Annotated in this window: 21 protein-coding genes; 11 read left to right on the top strand and 10 right to left on the bottom strand. The window is 67.4% G+C overall.

Translation table 11 applies throughout. The features are described 5' to 3' along the window. Nucleotides 1–4 precede the first annotated feature (4 nt). Nucleotides 5–1,579, bottom strand: coding sequence for an RNA polymerase sigma factor (locus G6N66_RS08595; RefSeq protein ID WP_085236216.1), 1,575 nt, complete (start codon nt 1,577–1,579; stop codon nt 5–7). Nucleotides 1,580–1,751: 172 nt separating this feature from the next. Continuing rightward, the gene (gene ppgK / locus G6N66_RS08600; RefSeq protein ID WP_085235856.1) at nt 1,752–2,522 is read right to left on the bottom strand and encodes a polyphosphate--glucose phosphotransferase; all 771 of its coding nucleotides are present in this window, start codon (nt 2,520–2,522) and stop codon (nt 1,752–1,754) included. Between the two features lie 61 nt (nt 2,523–2,583). Here ppgK and G6N66_RS08605 point away from each other — a divergent pair, with 61 nt between their 5' ends. Continuing rightward, complete coding sequence (locus G6N66_RS08605) at nt 2,584–3,450, top strand: inositol monophosphatase family protein (RefSeq protein WP_085235855.1); 867 nt, start codon at nt 2,584–2,586, stop codon at nt 3,448–3,450. A gap of 2 nt (nt 3,451–3,452) precedes the next feature. Here the strand turns inward: G6N66_RS08605 and cei are convergent, their stop codons facing one another. After that, the gene (gene cei / locus G6N66_RS08610; RefSeq protein ID WP_085235854.1) at nt 3,453–4,112 is read right to left on the bottom strand and encodes an envelope integrity protein Cei; all 660 of its coding nucleotides are present in this window, start codon (nt 4,110–4,112) and stop codon (nt 3,453–3,455) included. A 236-nt stretch (nt 4,113–4,348) separates the two neighbouring features. Here cei and G6N66_RS08615 point away from each other — a divergent pair, with 236 nt between their 5' ends. Then, the gene (locus G6N66_RS08615; RefSeq protein WP_085235853.1) at nt 4,349–4,651 is read left to right on the top strand and encodes a DUF4193 domain-containing protein; all 303 of its coding nucleotides are present in this window, start codon (nt 4,349–4,351) and stop codon (nt 4,649–4,651) included. A gap of 9 nt (nt 4,652–4,660) precedes the next feature. Here the strand turns inward: G6N66_RS08615 and G6N66_RS08620 are convergent, their stop codons facing one another. After that, on the bottom strand, nt 4,661–5,140 hold the full coding sequence (locus G6N66_RS08620; protein ID WP_085235852.1) for a DUF3093 domain-containing protein: 480 nt from the start codon (nt 5,138–5,140) through the stop codon (nt 4,661–4,663). 25 nt (nt 5,141–5,165) lie between these two features. Between G6N66_RS08620 and dut the strand changes: the two genes are divergently transcribed. Both dut and G6N66_RS08630 read left to right on the top strand, forming a co-directional pair. Then, on the top strand, nt 5,166–5,642 hold the full coding sequence (gene dut, locus G6N66_RS08625) for a dUTP diphosphatase (protein WP_085235851.1): 477 nt from the start codon (nt 5,166–5,168) through the stop codon (nt 5,640–5,642). Beyond that, nucleotides 5,642–6,391 carry a DUF3710 domain-containing protein gene (locus G6N66_RS08630; protein WP_085235850.1) on the top strand — a complete coding sequence of 250 codons (750 nt, stop codon included), beginning with the start codon at nt 5,642–5,644 and terminating at the stop codon, nt 6,389–6,391. Before dut ends, G6N66_RS08630 begins: the two co-directional genes overlap by 1 nt. Here the strand turns inward: G6N66_RS08630 and G6N66_RS08635 are convergent. Then, nucleotides 6,388–7,092: an alpha/beta fold hydrolase gene (locus tag G6N66_RS08635; protein ID WP_085235849.1), complete on the bottom strand. Its 705-nt coding sequence runs from the start codon at nt 7,090–7,092 to the stop codon at nt 6,388–6,390. The genes G6N66_RS08630 and G6N66_RS08635 overlap by 4 nt on opposite strands. Before the next feature lie 134 nt (nt 7,093–7,226). Between G6N66_RS08635 and G6N66_RS08640 the strand changes: the two genes are divergently transcribed. Both G6N66_RS08640 and G6N66_RS08645 read left to right on the top strand, forming a co-directional pair. Then, nucleotides 7,227–7,595, top strand: coding sequence for an OB-fold nucleic acid binding domain-containing protein (locus tag G6N66_RS08640; protein ID WP_085235848.1), 369 nt, complete (start codon nt 7,227–7,229; stop codon nt 7,593–7,595). Between the two features lie 41 nt (nt 7,596–7,636). Then, nucleotides 7,637–8,296, top strand: coding sequence for a DUF3159 domain-containing protein (locus G6N66_RS08645; protein ID WP_085236214.1), 660 nt, complete (start codon nt 7,637–7,639; stop codon nt 8,294–8,296). On the opposite strand, the gene G6N66_RS08650 is transcribed toward G6N66_RS08645, so the two are convergent. Both G6N66_RS08650 and G6N66_RS08655 read right to left on the bottom strand, forming a co-directional pair. Beyond that, on the bottom strand, nt 8,293–8,970 hold the full coding sequence (locus G6N66_RS08650; protein ID WP_085235847.1) for a potassium channel family protein: 678 nt from the start codon (nt 8,968–8,970) through the stop codon (nt 8,293–8,295). The two genes, G6N66_RS08645 and G6N66_RS08650, sit on opposite strands and share 4 nt — an antisense overlap. Next, the gene (locus tag G6N66_RS08655; RefSeq protein ID WP_139825500.1) at nt 8,967–9,650 is read right to left on the bottom strand and encodes a potassium channel family protein; all 684 of its coding nucleotides are present in this window, start codon (nt 9,648–9,650) and stop codon (nt 8,967–8,969) included. Before G6N66_RS08655 ends, G6N66_RS08650 begins: the two co-directional genes overlap by 4 nt. Before the next feature lie 105 nt (nt 9,651–9,755). Between G6N66_RS08655 and G6N66_RS08660 the strand changes: the two genes are divergently transcribed. After that, nucleotides 9,756–11,750 (top strand): APC family permease, encoded by a 1,995-nt coding sequence (locus tag G6N66_RS08660; RefSeq protein WP_085236212.1) that lies wholly within the window; start codon nt 9,756–9,758, stop codon nt 11,748–11,750. Continuing rightward, the gene (locus G6N66_RS08665) at nt 11,747–12,949 is read left to right on the top strand and encodes a class I SAM-dependent RNA methyltransferase (RefSeq protein ID WP_085235845.1); all 1,203 of its coding nucleotides are present in this window, start codon (nt 11,747–11,749) and stop codon (nt 12,947–12,949) included. The genes G6N66_RS08660 and G6N66_RS08665 overlap by 4 nt, the downstream gene beginning before the upstream one ends. Here G6N66_RS08665 and G6N66_RS08670 read toward each other — a convergent pair. Further along, nucleotides 12,935–13,405, bottom strand: coding sequence for a GbsR/MarR family transcriptional regulator (locus G6N66_RS08670; protein WP_263988792.1), 471 nt, complete (start codon nt 13,403–13,405; stop codon nt 12,935–12,937). The two genes, G6N66_RS08665 and G6N66_RS08670, sit on opposite strands and share 15 nt — an antisense overlap. Before the next feature lie 72 nt (nt 13,406–13,477). On the opposite strand from G6N66_RS08670, the gene G6N66_RS08675 reads away from it, so the two are divergent. Genes G6N66_RS08675 through G6N66_RS08685 form a run of 3 tightly spaced genes read left to right on the top strand, consistent with a single transcriptional unit; the run spans nt 13,478 to nt 15,806 of the window. Continuing rightward, the gene (locus G6N66_RS08675) at nt 13,478–14,356 is read left to right on the top strand and encodes an ABC transporter ATP-binding protein (RefSeq protein ID WP_232079235.1); all 879 of its coding nucleotides are present in this window, start codon (nt 13,478–13,480) and stop codon (nt 14,354–14,356) included. Beyond that, nucleotides 14,353–15,063, top strand: coding sequence for a fluoroquinolone export ABC transporter permease subunit (locus G6N66_RS08680; RefSeq protein WP_085235842.1), 711 nt, complete (start codon nt 14,353–14,355; stop codon nt 15,061–15,063). Before G6N66_RS08675 ends, G6N66_RS08680 begins: the two co-directional genes overlap by 4 nt. Then, the gene (locus tag G6N66_RS08685) at nt 15,063–15,806 is read left to right on the top strand and encodes a fluoroquinolone transporter permease (RefSeq protein WP_085235841.1); all 744 of its coding nucleotides are present in this window, start codon (nt 15,063–15,065) and stop codon (nt 15,804–15,806) included. The genes G6N66_RS08680 and G6N66_RS08685 overlap by 1 nt, the downstream gene beginning before the upstream one ends. On the opposite strand, the gene G6N66_RS08690 is transcribed toward G6N66_RS08685, so the two are convergent. Beyond that, entirely contained in the window at nt 15,803–17,092 is a 1,290-nt protein-coding gene (locus G6N66_RS08690; RefSeq protein WP_085235840.1) for an ArsB/NhaD family transporter, read from the bottom strand. The genes G6N66_RS08685 and G6N66_RS08690 overlap by 4 nt on opposite strands. A gap of 31 nt (nt 17,093–17,123) precedes the next feature. Next, a complete protein-coding gene (locus G6N66_RS08695; RefSeq protein ID WP_085235839.1) occupies nt 17,124–17,567 on the bottom strand; it encodes a CBS domain-containing protein in 444 nt (147 codons plus the stop codon). Nucleotides 17,568–17,595 lie beyond the last annotated feature (28 nt).

Below are 17,595 nucleotides of genomic sequence, written 5' to 3' on the forward strand. Positions count from 1 at the left end.
AGCCCTAGTCCAGGTAGTCCCGCAGGACCTGAGAACGGCTGGGGTGCCGCAGTTTTGACATCGTCTTGGACTCGATCTGGCGGATGCGTTCGCGGGTCACGCCGTACACCTGGCCGATCTCGTCGAGCGTGCGGGGCTGCCCGTCGGTGAGGCCGAAGCGCAGCCGCACCACGCCGGCCTCGCGTTCCGACAGCGTCTCCAGCACCGACTGCAGTTGGTCCTGCAGCAGTGTGAACGAGACCGCGTCGACGGCCACCACCGCTTCGCTGTCCTCGATGAAGTCACCCAGTTGGCTGTCGCCCTCGTCGCCGATGGTCTGGTCCAGCGAGATCGGCTCCCGGGCGTACTGCTGGATCTCCAGCACCTTTTCCGGGGTGATGTCCATTTCCTTGGCGAGCTCTTCGGGCGTGGGCTCGCGGCCGAGATCCTGCAGCAGCTCACGCTGGATGCGGCCGAGCTTGTTGATCACCTCGACCATGTGCACCGGGATGCGGATGGTGCGCGCCTGGTCGGCCATGGCGCGGGTGATGGCCTGACGGATCCACCACGTCGCGTAGGTGGAGAACTTGTAGCCCTTGGTGTAGTCGAACTTCTCCACCGCGCGGATCAGGCCCAGGTTGCCCTCCTGGATCAGGTCCAAAAACGCCATGCCGCGGCCCGTGTAGCGCTTGGCCAGCGACACCACCAGGCGCAGATTGGCTTCCAGCAGATGGTTTTTCGCGCGATCGCCGTCGCGGCAGATCCACACCATGTCGCGGCGCTGAGCGGCGGGCAGCTTGTCGCCGCGCTCGGTCAGCTCGGTCATCAGCTGGGTGGCGTACAGCCCGGCCTCGATCCGCTTGGCCAGCTCGACCTCTTCCTCGGCGTTGAGCAGCGCCACCTTGCCGATCTGCTTGAGGTAGGCGCGGACGGAGTCCGCCGACGCGGTGAGCTCGGCGTCCTTGCGGGCCTGGCGCAGCGCCTCGGATTCGTCTTCGTCCCACACGAAATCGCCGGAGGCCTTGTCCTTTTCGGACGGCTCGGCGATCTCCTCGTCTTCTTCGGCGCCGGCCTCGCCGGCCACCTTGACCGGGCTCGCTTCGCCGTCGTCGGCGTCGCCCGGCTCGACGTCGGTGTCCTCGGCTTCGACCGCGACGTCGTCGTCTACCAGGTCCTCGAGGTTGAGGTCGGCGGCGTCGATGTCGATGTCCTCGACGGCGAGGTCGGGTTCGACGTCCAGGTCCTCTTCGAGATCGGCGGCCTCGGAATCAATGGGTTCCAGTGCGGCCTCGGGATCTGCCGGAGTGTCTTTGGGCGCAGCGGCTTTTGTTTTGCGGCCGCGGCCGGTCGGTGCCTTCGCCGGGGCGCTCTTGGCCGAGCTGGCTGACGCGCGGGTTTTCTTCGGCGCCGGCTCGGCGGCCGGGGCGGCCTTGGCGGGTGCCGCCTTGGCGGCCCGCTTCGCCGGGGCGGACCCGTTAGAGGCCTTGGACGCCGAGGCCGCTGACCGCTTGGTGGCGCTCTTGGCGGGAGAACCGTGAGATTTCGTGGCGGTGCGCTTCACCGGCTCATCGGTTGCCGGGCTTGCCTTGGTCGCTGCCACATACACCCCTTCGGTCGGACTCACTTCCGGCGGGTCTGGGCATGCTTAACCGAAAGTGTCTGCTATGTCGAATGTCGGCTTGGATATCAGCGTGAGCACTCTCGCGCTATCTGGCGGCCGCGGTGACCATTGTAACGACAGTGCGTGCCTGTACCGCGCTACCGGGCAAAATTCAGTGCGTGACGTCGGTGGCGGAAGCCATGGCCGCGCCGACTATTCCGGCGGTGTTGAGAAGGGCGGCGGGCACCACCGGGATGCGGTTTTCCAGCAGCGGGACCCATTTGTCGGCCTTGCGGCTGATCCCGCCGCCGGCGATGAACAGATCGGGCCACATCACGTTCTCGATGGCGATCAGCACCTTGGTGACCTGCTTGGTCCACTTTTCGTAGCTCCAGCCGCGGCGTTCTTTGACCGACGAGGCCGCCCGGTGCTCGGCCTCTTTGCCGCCGACCTCGACGTGCCCGAGCTCGGTGTTGGGTATCAGCGTCCCGTTGTGGATGACGGCGGACCCGATTCCGGTGCCGAAGGTCAGCAAAATGACCAACCCGGAGTTGTCTTTGCCGGCCCCGTAGCGCTCCTCGGCGAGCCCGGCGGCGTCGGCGTCGTTGAGGACGGTGACGTCTTGGCCGTTCAGCTCGGAGCTGATGACGTCGCGGGCATTGGTCCCGATCCAGGCCTTGTCCACGTTGGCCGCCGTCTGGACCACGCCGTGGGTGACGACGCCCGGATAGGTCACCCCGAGCGGTCCGGTCCAGCCGAATCCGTTGACCACTTCGGCGATGGTCTTGGCGACGGCCTTCGGGGTGGCCGGCTGCGGTGTCAGCAGTTTGATCCGATCACCGATCAGCGCGCCGGTGTCCAGGTCGACGATTCCGCCCTTGATGCCGCTGCCGCCGACGTCGATGCCGAAGCCACGGCGCTGGGCTGAGTCGGTGCTGCTCATCCAATCTCCTCGGCGAGACTTGAGTTGTCCGCTCACCTTAACCGTGTGATGCGATGTAGCGGTGACACGACGTGAGGACGATCCCGCGCTGCTGCGCTCGGTGGCCGAGACGCTGGCCGCCGAGGCCGCCGAGTTCGTCCGTCGTCGCCGCGCCGAGGTGTTCGGCGCGTGCCAGGACCCCGCGGGCGGCGTGGTTCGGGCCAAGAGCACCCCGACCGATCCGGTGACCGTCGTCGACACCGACACCGAACGGCTGCTGCGCGATCGGCTGGCTCAGCTGCGGCCGGGTGATCCGATCCTGGGGGAGGAGGGCGGCGGGCCCGCCGATGCCGTCGGCTCCAGACAGGTCACGTGGGTGCTCGACCCCATCGACGGCACGGTCAACTTCGTCTACGGCATCCCGGCGTACGCGGTGTCGGTCGCGGCGCAGGTCGGCGGCGTATCGGTGGCCGGCGCGGTAGCCGATGTCGTTGCGGGACAGGTGTATTCGGCCGCCATCGGACTCGGCGCGCACGTCACCGACGGGCGTGGCAGACATGCGCTGCGCTGCACCGACGTCGATGATTTGTCGATGGCGTTGCTGGGCACCGGCTTCGGGTATTCGCAGGCGCGCCGCACCACGCAGGCGGCCCTGTTGGCCCAAATGCTCCCGGTGGTCCGCGACGTGCGTCGCATCGGTTCCGCGGCGCTGGACTTGTGCATGGTCGCGGCCGGCCGGCTGGACGCGTACTACGAGCACGGGCTGCAGGTGTGGGATCGCGCGGCGGGTGCGTTGATCGCGGCCGAGGCGGGGGCGCGGGTGGTGCAGCCCGGTGCGAGCGGGTCGGCGGGCGACGCGGAATTGGTGGTGGCCGCGGCGCCGGGCATCGCCGACGAGCTGTTGGCGGCGCTGCAGCGATTCGACGGGCTGGCGCCGCTCGGGCACTGACGTCAGCAGCTGCTGGAGTGGACCTTTGACAGCAGCGTCGGGTCGGACGGCTCGTTCGCGCCAGGGCGCAGGGTGGCGAGCACGGCGTCGATGTCGTCGCTGTGCGCCAGCGCGCCGAAGTCGGTGCCGATCGCGAGGTCGACGGAGTCGTCGGCGCGGCTGTCGTGGAACAGCTCGGCGCACGGCGCGACCAACCACACCGCCGCGGCGGTCGCCGCCCCGGCCGTGCCGAAGCGGATCTGGCCCTGGCAGGTCAGTCGGGTGGTGGCGTAGATCGGATCGTTGGCGGCGGTCGGCTGGGCGAAGCCGAGATCCTTGAGCGCGCCGGCCACGTCGGCGGCCTGTCCGCCCCGCCCGCTGGCGTTGAGAACGTGGATCTTGGTGTCGCTGAGCTTGGCGGGTGTGACATCCATCATTTCGCTGCGCGACGCCGGCTCCCCGAGCTGGGTGGCCGCCGATCCGGTCGTTTGCGCCGCTTGCGGCGGCGGGTTGCAGGTTTCCGCCTGCCGGGCCTTGTTCGGCCGGGTCAGCGCGACGGTCCAGGCCATGGCGGTTGCCACCAGCAAAAACACCAGCACGATGATCGCCGGCCGGGGATTGCGCCGCCGAAACGGCCGACCGTGCTTGTCGAAAGCGGTTCCCTCGGTGATTAATGCGACCACACGTGCACTCTAAACGGCCTGTTTAAGCAGGTTGCTGAGGCCGTTGCTGAGGCCATTGCTGAGGGTGGGGCACAAGTGTGACGTAAATCACACTCGAATGGGGGTCGATCCGGGCACGAATCATTTGGTGGATGCGTTCGACGCTGGTACAAAGCGTTGCTTGAGGTGTTGAGGGCTTAGAGGTCTTCCAGCGGATTTTTAGAGGGTTTAGAGGGGACAGGACGGGGATTAGCAAGATGCCTACCGACTATGACGCTCCGCGGCGTACCGAGACAGACGACGTCTCGGAGGACTCGCTGGAGGAGCTGAAAGCACGACGCAACGAGGCGGCCTCGGCCGTTGTCGACGTCGACGAATCCGAATCCGCTGAGTCTTTCGAGCTGCCCGGGGCCGACCTTTCCGGCGAGGAGCTGTCGGTTCGCGTGATTCCCAAGCAGGCCGACGAATTCACCTGCTCGAGCTGCTTTTTGGTGCAACACCGCAGTCGGCTGGCCACCGAGAAGAACGGCGTGATGATCTGTACGGACTGCGCGGCCTGATCGCCGCGGTCAGCTTCTCAGCGCCGACAGCACCCGGTCCGGGTGACGGCAGCTCACCAGCCAGTACGGCGTCGGGTCGTCGGGATCGTCGAGCACCAGCAGGACCATCGGGCCGACCCACGCCCGGTGCAGCACGAAGGCCGCCGGGTCGAACTGGCGCCCCAACGCCGCCGACTTGGCCGTGCGCGGGATTTCGGCGGAGCGGGCGACCACCGTGGCGGGCAGGTGGGCGGGTCCGGCCCACAATTCCACGCCATGCCCGGAGCCTTGGGTCACCCGGATCTCGGCGCGGCCCAACCACAGCAGGGTCGCGGCCGCGACGGTGAAAAGCGTCGCGTACGGGAGCCAGTCGGGCAGGGCGGCGATGCCCATGTTGATTTCGAACGCCAGGAGCGCCGCCAGCGCGAACCCCAGCGGCCACCACCACCACGGCACCCACAATCGCTCGCGATATCGCACACTGTGCGCCGCGACGCGCGTATCGGACACGCGGTCAAGGGTAATCTGTGGCCCCGTGTCGACCAGTCTGGCTTCCCAAGTCAACATCGTTCGCCTCGATCCCGGGCTCCCGCTGCCCAGCCGCGCGCATGAGGGCGACGCCGGGGTCGATCTCTTCAGCGCCGAAGACGTCCAGCTGGCGCCGGGGCACCGGGCCCTGGTCCGCACCGGCGTCGCGGTGGCCATCCCGTTCGGGATGGTCGGGCTGGTGCACCCGCGCTCGGGATTGGCCGCGCGGGTGGGACTTTCGATCGTCAACAGCCCGGGCACCATCGATGCGGGCTACCGTGGAGAGATCAAGGTTTCGCTGATCAACCTCGACCCGGTCGCGCCCATCGACGTGCATCGCGGTGACCGGATTGCGCAATTGCTGGTGCAGCGGGTCGAGTTGGTCGAGCTGGTCGAGGTCTCGTCGTTCGACGAAGCCGGGCTGGCCGAGACATCCCGTGGCGACGGCGGCCACGGTTCCTCCGGCGGGCATGCGAGTTTGTGATGGCAGTTTTTCGGAGACGTGCGAGCGACGACGACAGCGCTGACGAGGCGGGCGGCCCGGACGAGGCACCCATCGAGGCGGCGGCTGCCGAGGAATCCGAGGAGGAGCTGCAGGGCCCGTTCGACATCGAGGACTTCGACGATCCCGCGGCCGCCGAGTTGGCCCGGCTGGACCTGGGTTCGGTGCTGATTCCGATGCCGGAGGGCAGCCAGCTGCAGGTCGAGTTGACCGAGGGCGGGGTGCCGAGCGCGGTGTGGGTCATTACCCCCAACGGTCGTTTCACCATCGCCGCCTACGCGGCACCGAAGACCGCCGGCCTGTGGCGCGAGGTGGCCGGCGAGCTCGCCGACTCACTTCGCAAGGACTCGGCCAAGGTCGTCATCCGGGACGGGCCGTGGGGCCGCGAAGTGATCGGTACCGCCGCCGGCGTGGTGCATTTCATCGGCGTCGACGGCTACCGGTGGATGATTCGCTGCGTCGTCAACGGCCCGCAGGAGACGATCGACGCGTTGGTCGACGAGGCCCGAGAAGCGTTGGCGGACACCGTTGTTCGCCGAGGAGACACGCCGCTGCCGGTGCGCACGCCGTTGCCGGTGCAGCTGCCCGAGCCGATGGCGTCGCAGCTGCAGGAGGCGGCCGCCCAACAGGCCGCACAGCAGGCCGCCACGCCGGAGCAGCCCGCCGACCCGACCGCGCGCCGCAGCGCCGAGGGATCAGCGATGCAGCAGCTGCGCAGCACCGGCGGCTAACCCGACGCGTCGGCGAGCGCGGCCAGGCAGGCGGCGCCCAGCGCGGAGGCATCCGCGCCGAACTGATCCAGCGTCACCGTGCGCAGCGCGGCGTGCGGCGCCGCGTCAACCCATTCGACTCCCACCGCCAGCGGGTGGATCGGGTCGTCGACCGCGGCGCACACGCCCAGCGGGGTGGCCAGGCGGGCCAGCTCGGAGTGGCTCGGCGCCCGGTAGGCCGCCGCTTCGTCCATCGCGTCGGGCAAATGCGGCCACTGCGCCGCCCACGAGCGGGTCAGCTCCTCGGCCAGCCACGGCGGACTGGAGGCCCGCATCTGCGTCGTCGTCGCCGCCAGGCCGTCGCGCCGCAGCTGGTCGGCCGTGTGCCGTGCGGCCAGGGCGGCGGGCGCCGACCCGGGCGCGCCCGTCCAGGCCGGCAGCGCGGCCAGGACGGCGACGGCGCGCTCGGGATGGGCCAACGCCCACGCGGTGGCCACCGCGGCGCCGATGGAGATACCGCCCACACAGATCGGACCCGCGCTCGCGGCCTCGTCCAACGCCGCAAGATAGCCCTTGATCAACTGCTGCGGCTGCGGCGGCGGTGTCCGCAGCACCGCGCCGACGCCCCGCAGCGGCCCGGAGAACGCCCGCCGGACATAGCCGTCGTCGGAACCGGTGCCGGGCAATAACACGGCTGTGACACCGTGCAATTCGTCACTCACTCCTCGATACTGCCGCGTACCCGCAGGCAGTCCAATAACCTCGGTTTGGTCCGCGTGGCGCCGGGGAACCAACAGGTCTACGGTGTCCGTTGGCAGACAGTAGGGACACCAACAAGCAGTGTCAGGAGTGGCCAATGGGGGCCCAGGGTTATCTGCGCCGGCTCACCCGGCGGTTGACGGAGGACCCGGAGAAACTCGACTCCGAGGACTTGTCCGAAGAGGTCGCCACCACCGGTGCGCAGCGCGCGATCGACTGCGAGCGCGGCCAGGAGGTCACGATGGTGGGCACGCTGCGCAGCGTCGAGACCAACGGCAAGGGCTGCGCCGGCGGGGTGCGCGCCGAATTTTTCGACGGCAGCGACACGGTCACCCTGGTGTGGCTGGGGCAACGCCGGATCCCCGGCATCGACTCGGGACGCACGCTGCGGGTGCGCGGCCGGCTGGGCAAGCTGGAGAACGGCGCCAAGGCGATCTACAACCCGCACTACGAAATTCAGCGGTGAGCCTCGACAGCCTCGACGGCTTCGACACCGAGGGCGGACCGGTGACCGCTCGCCGCGCCAGCCCCGAGCGCCTGCTCGCGCAGGTGGGCGGCGTCAGTGGTCTCGTCTACTCGTCGCTGCCGGTGGTCGTCTTCGTGGCGGTTTCGGCCGCCGCCGGCCTGGTGCCCGCGATCGCAAGCGCGTTGGCCGTCGCAGCGCTGGTGTTGGTGTGGCGGCTGGTGCGACGCGATTCCGTGCAGCCGGCGCTTTCCGGGTTTATGGGCGTCGGCATCTGCGCGCTGATCGCCTACTTCGTCGGGCAATCCAAGGGCTACTTCCTGCTCGGCATCTGGACGTCGCTGCTGTGGGCGGTGGTGTTCACGGTGTCGGTGATGATCCGCCGGCCCGTCGTCGGCTACCTGTGGAGCTGGGCCAGCGGCCGCGACCGGGCCTGGCGCGACGTCCCGCGCGCCGTATACGCGTTCGACGTCGCGTCGCTGGGCTGGGTGCTGGTCTTCGCTGCCCGCTTCGTGGTCCAGCACTGGCTGTATGACGCCAATCGGACCGGCTGGTTGGCGGCCGCGCGCCTGGGGATGGGTTGGCCGCTGACCGCGCTGGCCGCGCTGCTGACGTACGGGGCGATCAGGGCCGCGCACCGCGCCCTCGCTGACTCGGGAGCCGAAGCTGGCAGCCCCGAACTCGAGGCCGACACCGGCCGCTAATCGCCGGGCGGGGGCCCTTCGGGCAGCAACAACTTGCGCAGGTCCTCTTCGACCTCGGTGACCGCCACGAAGAGCAGCTCGTCGCCGCCCTCCAGGGGTTCGTCGGATTCGGGCACGATGACGCGCGGGCCCCGCAGGATCGTCACCAGCGCCGCATCCCGCGGCAGCTGCAGTCTGCGCACCGGCTTGCCGCCCCACGGCGTGTCGTCGGGCAGGGTGATCTCCACCAGGTTGGCCCCGCCCTTGCGGAATTCCATCAGCCGCACCAGGTCGCCGACCGCGACCGCTTCCTCGATCAACGAACACAGCATCCGCGGGGTGGACACCGCCACGTCCACACCCCAGGCGTCGGTGAACAGCCACTCGTTGCGCGGATCGTTGACCCGGGCCACCACCCGCGGCACCGCGAACTCGGTTTTGGCCAGCAGGCTGAGCACCACGTTGACCTTGTCGTCGCCGGTGGCGGCGACCGCCACGTCGAAATCTTCCAGGTGCACCGACTCAAGCAGGCTCAGCTCGCAGGCATCGCCGAGCCGCCAGTGCGCGGCCGGGATCGCGTCGACGTCGACGTGGTCGGGGTTGCGTTCGATCAGGGTCACGTCGTGGCCGTTCTCGACCAGTTCGCGGGTGACCGAACGCCCGACGGCGCCCGCCCCGGCAACTGCTACCTTCACGTGCGCGCCCCCGCCTCTAGGTCTTCGCTGGGTGGTAGCGCGGCAATGGCCACCGCCTCGGCGGCGCGGCCCGATATCGCGGCGACGTAGACCTGGTCACCCGCCTGGATGACGGTCTTCGGTTCCGGCAGGATGCCCGTGCCAAACCTGATGATGAACGCCACCCGCGCGCCGGTGGCCTGCTCCAGATCGGTGGCCCGGTGCCCGACCCAGTCGTCGTGCAAGACGACCTCGGACACGGCGACGGTGCCGGTGGGATCGCGCCACTTCGTCGTCTCGCTCTCCCGGGTCAGCGCATTGAACAACCGGTCCGTGGTCCAGGGCACCGTGGCGATGGTGGGAATCCCGAGGCGTTCGTAGACCTCGGCGCGCTTCGCGTCGTAGATCCGGGCGACCACGCGCTGCACGCGGAAGGTTTCCCGGGCCAGACGCGCCGAGATGATGTTCGAGTTGTCTCCCGAGGACACCGCGGCGAACGCGTCGGTCTGTTCGACCCCCGCCCGCAACAGGACATCTCGGTCGAAGCCCTGGCCGAGCACCCGTTGGCCGGCGAACTCGGGACTGAGCCGGTTGAAGGCCGCGCTGTCGCGGTCGATGACGGCGACGTCGTGGCCGATCCGGGACAGCCCGTCGGCGAGCGACGAGCCCACGCGGCCGCACCCCATCACTATTACCCGCACTTGAGGTCCTCTCGGTGCTGCGCCTTCCGACGCCCAGCCGACTCGTCGGAGAACATTCTCGCCTACGGCGACGCGACCGGCATGGCGGGCTTACCCTTGGCTCTCGTGTCCAAACTTTCGACCGCTGCGCGCCGGCTGCTGATCGGCCGACCGTTTCGCAGCGACCGTCTGAGTCACACGCTACTGCCCAAGCGGATCGCGTTGCCGGTGTTTGCCTCCGATGCCTTGTCCTCGGTGGCATACGCGCCCGAGGAAATCTTTCTGATGCTCTCGGTCGGGGGCCTGTCGGCCTACGCGTTGTCGCCGTTGATCGGGCTGGCGGTGGCGGCGGTGATGCTGGTCGTCGTCGCCAGCTACCGGCAGAACGTGCACGCCTACCCGTCGGGCGGCGGCGACTACGAGGTGGTCACCACCAACCTGGGCGACACCGCCGGTCTGGTGGTGGCCAGCGCGCTGATGGTGGATTACGTTCTCACCGTTGCTGTTTCGACCGCATCGGCGATGTCGAACATCGGCTCGGCGCTGCCCGTCGTGGCCGAAAACAAGGTGTGGTTCTGCGTGGGCGCCATCCTGCTGGTGATGGCGATGAATCTGCGCGGGGTGCGCGAATCCGGGCTGGCCTTCGCGATTCCCACCTACGCCTTCATCGTCGGCGTGGCGTGCATGATCGGCTGGGGGCTGATCCGGATCTTCGTACTGGACAACCATTTGCAGGCGGAATCCGCCGGCTTCCACATGAAGGCCGAGAACGGCAGCATCGCCGGGTTCGCGCTGGCGTTCCTGATCGCCCGGTCCTTCTCGTCCGGGTGCGCGGCACTGACCGGTGTGGAGGCGATCAGCAACGGCGTGCCGGCCTTCGAGAAGCCCAAATCCCGCAACGCGGCCACGACCCTGCTGATGCTGGGCGCGATCGCGGTGGCCCTGTTGATGGGCATCATCGTGCTGTCCAAGGCGATCGGCGTGCAGATGGTCGAGGACCCGGCGACCCAGCTGTTGGGCGCCCCGTCGAACTACTACCAGAAGACCTTGGTTACCCAGCTGGCGGGAACGGTGTTCGGCAGCTTCCACATCGGGTTCCTCGCGATCACGGCGGTGACCGCGCTCATCTTGGTGTTGGCCGCCAACACGGCCTTCAACGGGTTTCCGGTTCTCGGTTCGATACTGGCCCAGCACAGTTACCTGCCGCGCCAGTTGCACACCCGTGGGGACCGGCTGGCATTCTCCAACGGAATCCTCTTCCTATCGGCGGCGGCCCTCGCGTTCGTCATCGCGTTCCGCGGTGAGGTGACGGCGCTCATCCAGCTGTACATCGTCGGCGTCTTCATCTCGTTCACCCTGAGCCAGATCGGCATGGTCCGGCACTGGACCCGGTTGCTGCGCACCGAAACCGACCCCAGCGTGCGCAGCAAGATGATGCGCTCGCGCGTCGTCAACACCGTCGGCTTCTTCTCCACCGGCGCGGTTCTGCTGGTCGTGTTGGTCACGAAATTCCTTGCCGGAGCGTGGATCGCGATCGTCGCGATGAGTTTCCTGTTCGTCGTCATGAAGATGATCCGCAAACACTACGACACCGTGAACCGGGAACTCGCCGAGCAAGAAGCCGCCCAGGGCGACGTGGTGTTGCCCAGCCGCAACCACGCCCTGGTGCTGGTATCGAAGTTGCACCTGCCGACGTTGCGCGCGCTGGCCTACGCGCGCGCGACCCGTCCGGATGCGCTGGAGGCCATCACCGTCAACGTCGACGACGCGGAAACCCGTGCGCTGGTGCACAAATGGGAAGAGAGCGACATCAGCGTACCGCTGAAGGTCATCGCCTCGCCGTACCGTGAAATCACCCGTCCGATACTGGATTACGTCAAACGGCTGAGCAAGGAATCCAAGCGCACCGTCGTGACGGTGTTCATCCCGGAGTATGTGGTGGGCCATTGGTGGGAGCAGGTGCTGCACAACCAAAGTGCGCTGCGGCTCAAGGGCCGATTGTTGTTCATGCCCGGGGTTATGGTGACTTCGGTTCCCTGGCAATTGAATTCGTCGGAGCGGGTCGCCACGTTGCAGCCGCACGCCGCCCCGGGTGACGCCCGGCGGGGAATCTTCGATTGACCAACCCGGAACTCACGCTGGACACCGGTGCGCCGGCGAACGGCGGCAGCTGCGTGGCCCACCACGACGGCCGGGTGGTGTTCGTCCGCTACGCGCTGCCGGGCGAGCGGGTGCGGGTGCGGGTCACCGCGGATCGCGGATCCTATTGGCACGCAGAGGTTATCGAGGTGATCGAACCGTCGGCCGATCGGGGTGTGTCGCTGTGCCCGATCGCCGGGGCGGACGGTGCCGGGTGTTGCGATCTGGCGTTCGCCCGTCCCGAGGCGGTCCGGGTGCTCAAGGCGCAGGTCGTGGCCAATCAGCTGGAACGTCTGGGCGGATTCCGCTGGGACAGCCCGGACACCGGAGCCGAGTCGCTGTCGGCCGGCGGACCGACCGGCTGGCGGACCCGGGTCCGGCTGGACGTCGGGGCTGACGGTCGCCCCGGTTTTCACCGCTACCACAGCGACGAACTGGTGACCGACCTGCGCTGCGGGCAGCTGCCGGCCGCGATGTTGGACGGGCTCGCGGCAACCGAGTGGCAGCCGCACGCCCACCTGCACGTCGTGCTCGACGACGATGGCCGCCGTCACGTGGTCAGCAGCGCGCGGGCGGGCAAGCGGACCGCGACCACGGTGGCCGAGGGCGACTATTACGCGGTGCAGCGGGTGGGCCGGCGCAGCTGGCGGGTGCCGGTGACGGCCTTTTGGCAGGCGCACCGCGACGCGGCGGCGGCGTACAGCGCGCTGGTGGTCGACTGGGCGCAGCCCGCCGCCGGCGCGACCGCCTGGGATCTCTACGGCGGCGCGGGTGTCTTCGCCGCGGCGCTCGGGGAGGCGGTGGGGGAGTCCGGGCGGGTGCTGACCGTCGACACCTCGCGCGCCGCGACGCGGTCGGCGCGCGAGGCGTTGGTTGATCTGCCGCAGGTACAGGTGGTGACGGATTCCGTGCGGCGGGCGCTGACGGAGCAACGCGCGAGCGCCCCCCGAGCGGACGTCGCGGTGCTGGACCCGCCGCGATCGGGGGCCGGGCGTGAGGTCATCGACCTCTTGGCCGCGGCCGGGGTTGGCCGCGTGGTGCACATCGGTTGTGAGGCAGCATCTTTCGCCCGCGACATCGGGCTCTACCGCGGTCACGGTTACACCGTCGAGAAGATCAAGGTGTTCGACGCGTTCCCGCTGACCCACCACACCGAATGTGTGGCGCTACTTATCCGCTGAAACCGTCGACTGCCGCCAGCGCTGCAAAACCGCCGGGATCTCGGCGAGCAGGAAGGCGTAGAAGTCATGCATCCGGGTCAGCCGGTGCCGGGCAACACTATCGGGTTCGGTGGCCGCGATCCCGGCCTCGGCCGCGGCCAGCATCGCCGAAATCACGACGTTTTGATTGGTGAACAGCGTCGCCCACGCGTCGTCGCGGAGCCGGTAGTGATCCCGCCGAGTGCCGGGGGCCGGCACCCGCTCAGCCAGACCGACCGAGGTGAGCATTTTGATCGCGCCGGAGACCGCCCCTGAGCTCGCCTGCAGTCGTTCGGCCAGCTCGCCCATCGTCGTACTGGCCTCCTCGGTGAACAGCAACGTGGCAAGCACCCGGGCGGTCATGCGCTGTAGCCCATGGTTGGTGAGCACCAGCGCGAGCTGTTCGGCGGCCTCGTGCCGGTCTGGGGAAGCGGTCACCAGGAGATAGTACCGGCTTCTTCGCAGATTTCGAGTATTCAGAATTCTCTGATAGTTCAGTAAACTATGGGGATGTCGCATCGACGACCTGAGGTGGTTGAAGTCCGCGGGCTGACCTTCACCTATCCGAAAGCCTCCGAACCGGTGCTGCGCGGCCTGGATTTCAGCATTGGCCGCGGTGAGATCTTCGGCTTTCTGGGCCCTAGCGGCGCAGGCAAGTCCACCACTCAGAAGCTGTTGATTGGCCTTCTTCGCGGCCACCGGGGACAGGCTGTGGTCTGGGGACGCGATCGGCTGGACTGGGGTCCGGACTACTACGAGCGGATCGGCGTCTCGTTCGAGTTGCCTAACCACTATCAGAAACTCACCGGCCTAGAGAACCTGCGGTTCTTCGCGTCGTTGTACCGCGGCAAGACCGCTGATCCGATGCAGCTGTTGTCCAAAGTCGGCCTGGCCGCCCACGCACACGACCGCGTCGGCACCTACTCCAAGGGCATGCAGATGCGGCTAACGTTCGCTCGGTCCCTGATCAACGACCCGGAGCTGTTATTTCTGGACGAGCCCACCTCCGGCCTGGATCCGGTAAACGCTCGCACCATCAAAAACATGATCCTGGATCTGAAGGCCTGCGGTCGCACCGTGTTTCTGACCACCCACGACATGACGGCCGCCGACGAACTATGTGACCGCGTCGCCTTCGTCGTCGACGGGAAGATCGTCGCGCTCGACACCCCGGTCGAGCTCAAGGTCGCACGCAGCCAGCGCATGGTGCGGATCCAATATCGCAGGGACAGAGGCGCTCTGGACGCCGTGGAGTTTCCGATGGACACGCTGGCGGACAATCCTGGGTTTCATTCGTTGCTGTGCAACCACCATGTCGAGACCATGCACAGCAGGGAAGCCAGCCTCGATGACGTCTTCGTCGAGATCACTGGCAGGCGGCTGACATGACCAGGCTGTCCAGCGTCATGCGCCTTGAGCTGACTGTTCAAATGCGGCAACGGTTCCTGCATGCGGCTGTCTTTTCCGGGCTCATCTGGCTGGCCGTGCTGCTGCCGATGCCGATCGGGCTGCGCAAAGCCGCCGAACCCTATGTGCTGTCGGGCGACACCTCAATAATTGGTTTCTTCTTCATCGCCGGCACCATCTTTTTCGAAAAGCAAGAGCGCACGCTTGGCGCCCTCATTTCGACTCCGCTGCGGTTCGCCGAATACTTGGCCGCCAAACTCGCTGTGCTGCTTATTATTTCGATGTTGGTAGCGGTGGTGGTAACCAGCATCGCGCACGGCTTCGCCTACCGCATCGGCCCGATGGTGGTCGGGGTGGCGCTGGGAACGCTGCTGATGCTGTTGGTGGGATTCATCACCTCACTGCCCTTTGCCTCGATCAGTGATTGGTTTCTGGCGGCGACGATCCCGCTGGCCGTGATGAACCTGCCGATCCTTTACCTGTCCGGCGTGTGGCCAAACCCGGTGCTGTACGTGCTGCCCACGCAGGGGCCGCTGCTACTGCTGGGAAGCGCCTTCCACCAGGTCAGTTTGACGCCGTGGCAAGTGGGCTATGCCGTGCTGTACCCGGCGCTGTCCGTGGCCGGACTGTTCTGGGCGGCAAAAATAATGTTCGACCGCTATGTCGTCGCCAAGTCAGGCGGGATGTAATGGCCACAGCGCGCGCGCTTGCCGCGTTCGCCCGCAACGACATTCGCGGCACCTACCGAGATCCCTTGCTGGTCATGGTCGTCGCCGCGCCGGTCGTCTGGACCACCGGCGTTGCGGTGTTGGCTCCGCGCCTGACCGCGTTGCTGGCCCGGCGCAACGGGTTTGACCTGGTCCCGTTCTATCCTTTGATCCTGACCGCATTCCTGCTGCTCACCAGTATCATCATCGTCGGAGCGCTGGCGGCTTTCCTGGTGCTGGACCAGGTCGACGCCGGCACTTTAACCGCGCTGCAGGTCACACCCGTCCCCGTCTCGACGTTGCTTGCCTACCGCGCGGCCACCGTGCTGGCGATCACGACGCTCTACGTGGTCACAACGATGTCGTTCAGCGGGCTGTTGGGGGCTGGCCTGGTGGCAACCCTCATTCCGATCGGACTGTTGGCCGGGGCGTCGGCGGTAGTGACCCTGCTGTCAATCGTCGCCTTGGCCAGCAACAAGATTCAGGGTTTGGCCATGGTGCGTGCCCTCGGCATGCTGATCGCCGGCCTGCCCTGTCTGCCCTGGTTCATAAAGTCCTACTGGAATTTCGCGTTCGGCATGTTGCCGCCCTACTGGGCGGCCAAAACATTCTGGGTGGCCAGCGCACACGGCGTCTGGTGGCCGTACCTCCTCGCTGGTTTCGCCTACAACTCAGCGATCGCCGGGCTGCTGTTCCGGCGTTTTCGCGCCAAACTCGGTGACTAACTGAGCACGAAATATCGCAGCCACAGGTACAACGCGGACAGGCCGATCGAGATCGTCGAGACGACCGCGCCCTTGCGGGTGAATTCCCAAAAGGAGATCGGGGTGTCGGCGCGGCGGGCGATGCCGAGGATGACGACGTTGGCGCTGGCCCCGACGGCGGTCAGGTTGCCGCCGAGGTCGGTGCCCAGGACGAGTGCCCACCACAGCACCTCGCCGTTGAGATGGCCCTGCATGGTGGGGATCAGCTGCGCCACGATGGGCGCCATGGTCGCGGCGTACGGGACGTTGTTGACCACCCCGCTGATCACGAACGATGCCACCAGGATGGTCATCGTCATCAACAGCGGCTGCCCGCTGGTCGCCTCGGTCGCGACGCGCGCCAACTGGTTGACCACGCCGGTCTTGACCAGCGCCCCGACCATCACGAACAGGCCGGCGAAGAACAGCAGCGTCTCCCACTCGACGCCGGACAGGTAATCCGAATGCTGCAATCCGGAAATCACGATGAGGATCCCCGCGCCCAGCAGCGCCACCAGCGAGGGGTTGGTGTGAATCACCGGGTGGGCGACGAACCCGGCCAACACCGCGAACAGGACGGCGCCGCATTTGATCAACAGCCGCGGATCGCGGATCGCCTCGCGCTCCTCCAACGACATGACGTCGGCGACCCGTGCGGGGTCGACGTCGAACGCGCCCGGATACAGCCGCGGCAACATCACGATGAACACCACGATGATCACGATCACGGCCGGGGCGACGTGGATCAGAAAGTCGTTGAAGCTCAGGCCTCCCCGGCTGGCGATGATGATGCTGGGCGGGTCACCGATCAGCGTCGCGGTGCCGCCGATGTTCGACGCGAACGCCTCGGCCATCAAAAACGGCGCCGGACCGATCTCCAGCCGGTCGCATACCAGCAGCGTCACCGGGGCGATCAGCAACACCGTGGTGACGTTGTCCAGCAGCGCGGACGCGAACGCGGTGACCAGCACCAGCAGGATCATGATCCGCAGCGGCGAACCGCGGGCGCGCTTGGCGGCCCAGATCGCGGTGTATTCGAATACCCCAGTCTGCCGCAGCACGCTGACGATAATCATCATGCCCAGCAGCAAAAAGATTACGTCCCAATCGATTCCGGTCGTGTGGGAGAAGAACACGTCGTCGGAATCGATCACCGGCAGCATGATCACGATCGCCGCGCCCGCCAACGCCACCGCCGTCTTGGGGATCCGCTCGGTGGCGATCAGCAGATAGGCGCCGACGAAGATGACGACCGCTAAAACGCTCATCGGATGCCCTGTGCCGTCACGGCTTCGCGGATCAGGTGTTCAGCGCCGCGTCGAGCAGACGCGACGCGGTGATGACACCGACCAACTTCTTGTCTTGAACCACCGCGATCAAGGGGCTGCGCAGCCGTGCCATCACCGCGGCCACCTCGATGATGGTGTCGTCGGACTGCGCCCACGGCACATTGGTGAGGTGCTCGGGCAGCACGTCGCGGACCTTCTTGCCGCCGAGTTTGTCGGCGGCGCGATCGGCCATCGGCTCGCTGAGCACCCCGGCCAGCGAGGGGTCGTCCTGCACGTACTTCGGCACGATGAAGCGGACCACCTGGGAGGCCGGCAGCACGGCAAACGGCTTGCCGGAGTCGTCGGTGACGACGATCCCGGGCAGGCGGTGCTCGGCGAGCAGGCGCGCGGCGTCCAAGGCATCGGAGTCGGCGGTCACCACCGGAAAGTCCTCGGCGAGTTCGGCGGCGCGCATACCTGAAGAGAATAGTGTCGTTGCGATT

This window comes from Mycobacterium conspicuum (assembly GCF_010730195.1).
Lineage (GTDB): Bacteria > Actinomycetota > Actinomycetes > Mycobacteriales > Mycobacteriaceae > Mycobacterium > Mycobacterium conspicuum.

Bases quoted from the DNA above. Each gene is read 5' to 3' on its own strand.
- ppgK (WP_085235856.1), bottom strand. From the start codon at position 2,522: ATGAGCAGCACCGACTCAGCCCAGCGCCGTGGCTTCGGCATCGACGTC.
- G6N66_RS08615 (WP_085235853.1), top strand. From the start codon at position 4,349: ATGCCTACCGACTATGACGCTCCGCGGCGTACCGAGACAGACGACGTC.
- G6N66_RS08630 (WP_085235850.1), top strand. From the start codon at position 5,642: ATGGCAGTTTTTCGGAGACGTGCGAGCGACGACGACAGCGCTGACGAG.
- G6N66_RS08640 (WP_085235848.1), top strand. From the start codon at position 7,227: ATGGGGGCCCAGGGTTATCTGCGCCGGCTCACCCGGCGGTTGACGGAG.
- G6N66_RS08675 (WP_232079235.1), top strand. From the start codon at position 13,478: ATGTCGCATCGACGACCTGAGGTGGTTGAAGTCCGCGGGCTGACCTTC.
- G6N66_RS08680 (WP_085235842.1), top strand. From the start codon at position 14,353: ATGACCAGGCTGTCCAGCGTCATGCGCCTTGAGCTGACTGTTCAAATG.
- G6N66_RS08685 (WP_085235841.1), top strand. From the start codon at position 15,063: ATGGCCACAGCGCGCGCGCTTGCCGCGTTCGCCCGCAACGACATTCGC.
- G6N66_RS08690 (WP_085235840.1), bottom strand. From the start codon at position 17,092: ATGAGCGTTTTAGCGGTCGTCATCTTCGTCGGCGCCTATCTGCTGATC.
- G6N66_RS08695 (WP_085235839.1), bottom strand. From the start codon at position 17,567: ATGCGCGCCGCCGAACTCGCCGAGGACTTTCCGGTGGTGACCGCCGAC.